Genomic DNA, 5822 nt, shown 5'->3' with positions numbered 1-5822 from the left:
GCGGTCTGGGATGACATCACAGCCGCTGCAGCGGCATGAAAGACACCATCAGCCACTACGTTCCGCCATACAGCCCACTCACATCGACTGAGCCACAACCACTCTCAAATAACTTGACGATGCCATGATGAGCCCGGTCGACTTCGACGACCGACTCACTCAGACGGCACAAGCCGCCTGACCCTGTGTCCACCAAACGGGGTCAAGCCCATGCCCAAACAGCCGTAACTTCGGCCTAGACGTCCTGCGGCGCTAAAAACTAATCGTCGAGCGGGTCAACTGCCCCAGGAGCGGCGTGAGTTTCGCCGCCTCCCTTGATGTACCCCGTCCCCTGCGCGAGGTCGCAGCAGACGTCGTGGGCCGCCTGGATCAGCCCCGGCGGACCGTCTCGGTGATTGATGCCCGCCCGTGCCATGTAGTACAGGAAAGTGTTGTCGTCGCCGGGCGGCCCGAGGAACCTGGGGTCCGTGCTGGGCGGCAGCGCCCGGCCCCAGTCCTGGGGGTTGGGCGGCCCGATTTCGGGCGGGTAGATCGTCCTTAGCTTCGGTACCTCGACGGTGGCGGTCGGACATCGAAGCGTCCAAGGAGCACATGGAGCACGATCTTTGCTTCTAACCGAGCGAGCGCGGCCGCGGGGAGTCATTCGCCTGACATCAGCTCGGCTTTGATTGTGGCCAAGTTGGTCTCGTCCTTTTCGTCCAGCTCGGGATACGCCGGCGCCAGCTCCTTCATCGCCTCCAGGATGATCGAGAAAGTCGAGATGTGGGAGAACCACTTGTGGTCGGCGGGGACCACATGCCATGGGGCGTCGTCGGTGCTCGTGTGGGTCAACATCTCTGAAAACGCTTCTTGGTACTTGTCCCAGTACTCCCGCTCCTTCATGTCGGCGGCCGAGACCTTCCAGTTCTTGTCTTTGTCGTCGATGCGCTCGAGGAACCGCTTCTTTTGTTCAGCGCGCGACACGTACAGGAAGATCTTGATGATCACCGTGCCGTTCTCGCTGAGATACCGTTCCCAGTCGTTGATTTGGCGGTAACGCCGATGCCAGATGTGCTTGGAAGTGAGATCGGCGCTGCGCGGCCACAGCAGCTCGGGGTGCACGCGGGTGACGGTCACGTTCTCGTAGTGAGAGCGGTTGAACACCACAATCCGGCCCAATTCCGGCACAACGAGTTGGTGGCGCCACAGGTAGTCGTGTGAGCGCTCCTGGGTGCTGGGCGCTTTGAAGCTGTAGACGTCCACACCTTCCGGGTTCACCCCGGACATGACGTGTTTGATGGTCCCGTCCTTGCCCGCGGCATCGATCGCCTGCAAGACGAGAAGAAGGGCATGATCGGCTTGGGCATAGAACTTGTCCTGTAACGCGAACAGCTCCTGCTTGGCCTGTTCGAGCGCGATCTCGGCGCTCTGCTTACCGAGGCGGTGGTCGGCACGGCCCGGATCAAAGTTGTGCTCGAGATCGACCGTGGTACCGGGCTCGACCCGACATGCCGCAGCCAATTTGCGATAGTCGATCGATATCCCGGAAGAGTTGTCGGACACGATGCCTCCAAGCGCACGCCTGATTGGCGACAGATACCTCGACGATAGTTGCGTGGAACCCTGCGCCGCGACGGCAATTCACCGGTTCTCACCAATTCCTAGGAAATTCGATCCTGGCTCTTTGGGCATCCGATCCTGGCCGATGTTGAAGTGCTCAAGGCTGCGCTGGGTTCATCGTGAACTCGAAGTAGCGGAACGGTGTCGCGCCAAGCCCTGCCAGGCTTCGAGCAGGTCGGAGTGCGCGGAAGGTGTCATCGGGGTTGGTCCTATGTCCGTTGGGATGGTAGGAGGGTTTCATGGCGTTTGCGCACCAACGGGGGAGTAGCACGGAAGGCGAACAGCGCCGCGATGATCAGGCACCGCACGAATCATTCCCCCGGCTGTGCGGCGTGAACCGCGAACACCAGCATCACCGCCCCTTTGCTCCGTCCAACAACACGTGAAAGCGCCTACAACCCACCAAGGTGTGTATGAGCGATTCTTCACCAAGCCGAACAACTAAAGACACTGAAAACGGCGGGCTACGACAATGAAGCCAGGCGTGCTTCTCGTTGATCATAGCAGGCCAAGACCACACGGTGCTGCGGTTCAACGGGAATCCGGCCGTCGGACCGGTCGCTGTTTTTTCGATCAGCGTGAGGGTTTTGCTGCGTTGATCGATCAGTTCGTCGAGGTGACCGTGGCAAGGAAGACGTGATGCACCATGAGCAACGCACTCATGTGGTCGATTTTTGAAGCATCCCCGGTTTTATGCACACCCCGTTACGTGTGACCGGTGTGCTTTCCGGCGTGGAGTTGAGCGTAGTACTCGGCCTCGGCTTCTACCGGTGGGCGACGCCCGAGCCGGTGCATAAGCCTGCTGGTGTTGTACCAGGACACCCATGCGGAGGTGATGCTTTCTAGGTCAGCCAGGGTGCGGATCGGCCCGCTGCGGAACGGGGATCCTTCGCGCACGCACTCGGTCTTGTACAGCCCGATCGTCGTCTCGCACAGCGCGTTGTCCAGCGCGTCGCCGACGGTCCCGATCGACGGGATCAGCCCTTCCAGCATCAGTGTTTCGCTGTAATGTATTGCGGTGTATTGACTTCCGGCGTCGGTGTTAAGCCGAACTCGGCTTAACACCGATTATGCCGAGGTATGCATTAAGCCGAGGATTCGTGGAGATGGTCTGTACTGGCCGGGCTTGCTCGCGGATTTCTCGGCTTAACGTTTCGGGCTGTGGTTAGCGTCCGTCGTATCTCTTCGTCTATGGAAGGAGACGGCTATGGATATGACGGTCACACAGATAGGCGCGGTTGTCGTTGCGGAGTTGCGCGCGGCTGGCTACATGGAATCGACCATCGCTCAGTACGCGAAGACGATCAGGGCGCTTTCTGAGTTCGCCTCGGAGCGTGTGTATTCCGTTGGGTTCGGCGCTGAGTTCGCGTCGATGACGATCAGTCCGCGCACTGGCCGGTTCAGCGCGCAGCGCCGGTTCGATTACCGGCGTCTGGTTGGCGTGTTCGACTCGTATGTGCGTACCGACCGGTTGGACCTGTCGGTTCGTGGACGCGGCGGCGGGGGCCCGCGCCCCGCGATCAACGCCCACCCGACGGATCCGCTCACCGAAGACAAACTCCAATCCCTCTACAGTCTGCGATAGCCGAAACGTTAAGCCGAGGAATCCGCGAGCAACCCCGGCCAGTACAGACCATCTCCACGAATCCTCGGCTTAATGCATACCTCGGCATAATCACTGTGGTGGATCACATCATCGAACGGGTGGCCTTGGCGGGTGCGGTAAGCCGCGGCATGGCGCAGTGCACGCTCGACAAAGGCCCTGTCCTTTCTCAGCGAGCACTCCCAACCGGCGATCAGCCCGGCGAAAGCGTCGACGACGAACGCGGTGTAGCCGAACCCGCAGGTCATCGGCGCGTAGGTGAAGTCGGCCACGACCAGCTGGTTCGGCGCGGCAACTCGCCATTGGCGCCCGACGAGGTCGGGCGCACGGGTTGCTGCCGGATCGGACACGGTGGTGCGCGGCGCGCGGCGAGCACGGATGACCCCGCGCCAGCCGTTGTGCCGCATGATCCGTTCCACCGTGCGCCGCGCCACCGGGATGCCCTGCCGTTGCAGGTGAGCCCACATCTTCAGGCTGCCGTACAGGCACTCTGGTGGGCGTTTACCCTTCTCGTCGGGCTCGTAGATGCCGGCCAGGATCTCGGTGATCGTGGTGTCCCAGAGCGCCCGCTTCGACGGCGCTGACGAGTGGTGCGCCCAGTAGGTGCGCGGGGCGATCTGCACACCGTGCACACCCAGTGCACGACAGATCGGTACGACCCCGAACTCCTCGCGGTGGGTATCAATGAACGCGCAGATCAGCGATGTCGCGGGTCGCACTCCCGCGCGAAGAAACTTGTTGCGGCCTTGAGTATTTCGATGGTCTGCTCCAGCTCCCGGGTCTTGCGGCGCAGCTCACGCAGCTCCCGCTTCTCCTCGCTGGACACTCCCGCCGCCTCACCGGCATCGATCTCAGCCTGGCGCACCCACTTGCGTAGCGTCTCCGCGCTCATCCCCAGCCGGCCCGCGATCGCCCTCATCGCCGCCCACTCCGAGGCGTAGTCATCGCGGTGTTCGCGGAACAACCGCACCGCCCTGGCCTTCGTGTTCTCGTCGTACCTGATCGACATCGCGCCATCCTTCCCTCAAAAGGAAGTGCGCATAAAACCGGGGACGGTTCATTTCGCCATCCTCGTTGCGCTGCGGATCTGGTGGATACTTACCATGGACATGCCGTCACGGACCCGGGGCGGCAGTGCCGCCACTCGGTCCAGGAACGTCGGCACATCGGGCCCGTGCACCGGTGACTCAATCGGCCTCTTGGCTGATCGAAGACCACCCCGACGAAGGAACGTCGATGTTCGGTGACGAAAAGGACCTTGCGAGCCGACTCCTGGACGCCGGCGTCGAGCACCTCCTCCGCGAGCTCACGGGCGACCCGTTCACTGAAGTCGTCGCTCGTGACGTCGATGAGTTCTTCGCAATCGCTGACAGGTTGACGCTCGGCGAACTGTTCGACCGCGAGCTCCTCCGAGACCAGGCCCAATTCGCGATCGAACAGCTCGCCAACACTCCGAACATTAGAGATGTCGTCGGTGATCTTGCGCAGGCGATCTACGACCTGTCGGCTAATGAGGAGTTCCGGCTGGGCGACATCATCGACCGCAATGGGATCCAGCTATTGATCCGCCAGGTGCTCAGCATGGATACAATGACCGATCGCGCACTCGAGCGACTCACCGAGAGCTCGATCGCGGCGACAGTCGCGTCGGTGTTCGTCAACAAGATCGTTGGTGACGTCGTGGATTCCAACCGCAGACTCGCCGAAAAGCTGCCCGGCATGTCCTCGTTGTTGTCGATCGGGGACTTCGCAGCGTCGAGAGTGCGAATGGCAACGGACCGAAACCTCAATCAGCTGCTCGGCGACGTCGCTGGGATCGGCGCTCAATACGCATTGCGGCGCACAAACAATGCGATCCGAGAGCTGATCCGCGATGCCCCGCTCGAAGAAGCGGCCCTCGAGATCTGGGACCTGCATGCCGACGAGCCGGTTAGCGGCCTACGCTCGTATGTCACCGCCGATGAGGTTGGCGACATGGCGCGAATCGTTTACGACCTTGCCCTGGCAAATCCGAATGGCGACTACCTAGCGGCTGTCCTGGACCAACTCGTCGACGTGGTCTTCGACCGCTATAGCGATCGCGCCGTCGGACCGGCTTTGCGCGAACTAGGGGTTGAGCCCGACATAGTCAAGAACCACACACTGTCGCTCGCCGCATCGGTGATTGAAGCGCTCGAACGAAACGGTCTGCTCGAAAAGCTGATTCGCGACCAGCTCGAACCATTCTTCTACTCCGATAACGTTCTTACGATATTGACGAACGCTTCGGCCGGGAGTGATCGTAAGGCACCGCGGGGCCCTGTCGCCGTGGAGTGACGACTCGCCGATGCAGGGTTACATTGGGGTTCGCTGTTGTTCGGTTCTCGTAGACGATTGCCGATGGATCAATGTTGCGCGCTGGGGCTTCGATGTCGATGCTGGCCGGTGAGCAGTTTCCGACGTTTCGGGGCCCGTCCGAGTTTGATAAAGGGATGAACCGTATGCATGTCGGTGTGGCGAGTCCCCGTTACTGAGTCCACCCGGATCTAGAGTCGGGTTGTTTGGTTCGGATTCAGTTGATCTCGCAGGCCACCGGGGTGTGGGTGCACCTGCATCCGGCAGCGTACTCGGCGGGCGTGCG

At 61.4% G+C, this 5822-nt stretch carries 4 protein-coding genes, 2 pseudogenes and 1 other annotated feature; of the genes and pseudogenes, 2 read left to right on the top strand and 4 right to left on the bottom strand.

The window, feature by feature from the left end:
- Positions 1 to 259: 259 nt before the first annotated feature.
- The 3 genes and pseudogenes from ACLP9N_RS16830 to ACLP9N_RS16820 form a co-directional block, all read right to left on the bottom strand.
- Positions 260 to 643, bottom strand: a complete 384-nt coding sequence (locus tag ACLP9N_RS16830) for a DUF732 domain-containing protein (RefSeq protein ID WP_442408488.1) — start codon at positions 641 to 643, stop codon at positions 260 to 262.
- Complete coding sequence (locus ACLP9N_RS16825) at positions 640 to 1542, bottom strand: PPK2 family polyphosphate kinase (protein WP_442408487.1); 903 nt, start codon at positions 1540 to 1542, stop codon at positions 640 to 642. The genes ACLP9N_RS16830 and ACLP9N_RS16825 overlap by 4 nt, the downstream gene beginning before the upstream one ends.
- A gap of 762 nt (positions 1543 to 2304) precedes the next feature.
- Positions 2305 to 2643 (bottom strand): annotated as a pseudogene (locus tag ACLP9N_RS16820) (integrase core domain-containing protein); the annotation flags it as partial.
- Positions 2644 to 2806: 163 nt separating this feature from the next.
- On the opposite strand from ACLP9N_RS16820, the gene ACLP9N_RS16815 reads away from it, so the two are divergent.
- Positions 2807 to 3184 carry a hypothetical protein gene (locus ACLP9N_RS16815; protein ID WP_442408486.1) on the top strand — a complete coding sequence of 126 codons (378 nt, stop codon included), beginning with the start codon at positions 2807 to 2809 and terminating at the stop codon, positions 3182 to 3184.
- Positions 3185 to 3273: 89 nt separating this feature from the next.
- On the opposite strand, the pseudogene ACLP9N_RS16810 reads toward ACLP9N_RS16815, so the two are convergent.
- A pseudogene (locus ACLP9N_RS16810) lies at positions 3274 to 4211 on the bottom strand (IS3 family transposase); the annotation flags it as partial.
- Positions 3811 to 3942, bottom strand: a sequence feature (AL1L pseudoknot). It overlaps the preceding pseudogene by 132 nt.
- Before the next feature lie 227 nt (positions 4212 to 4438).
- Here ACLP9N_RS16810 and ACLP9N_RS16805 point away from each other — a divergent pair.
- Positions 4439 to 5518 (top strand): hypothetical protein, encoded by a 1080-nt coding sequence (locus ACLP9N_RS16805; protein WP_442408485.1) that lies wholly within the window; start codon positions 4439 to 4441, stop codon positions 5516 to 5518.
- Positions 5519 to 5822 lie beyond the last annotated feature (304 nt).

The sequence above is a fragment of the Mycobacterium sp. genome (assembly GCF_052144515.1).
In the GTDB taxonomy this organism is placed as follows: Bacteria; Actinomycetota; Actinomycetes; order Mycobacteriales; family Mycobacteriaceae; genus Mycobacterium.
Note: the sequence above shows the minus strand (reverse complement) of the source record. Positions and strands in the feature narration are given on the sequence as shown.

What these genes read in the sequence shown, in the direction of transcription:
- ACLP9N_RS16830 (WP_442408488.1), bottom strand. Translation starts at nt 643, where the DNA reads ATGACTCCCCGCGGCCGCGCTCGCTCGGTTAGAAGCAAAGATCGTGCT.
- ACLP9N_RS16815 (WP_442408486.1), top strand. Translation starts at nt 2,807, where the DNA reads ATGGATATGACGGTCACACAGATAGGCGCGGTTGTCGTTGCGGAGTTG.
- ACLP9N_RS16805 (WP_442408485.1), top strand. Translation starts at nt 4,439, where the DNA reads ATGTTCGGTGACGAAAAGGACCTTGCGAGCCGACTCCTGGACGCCGGC.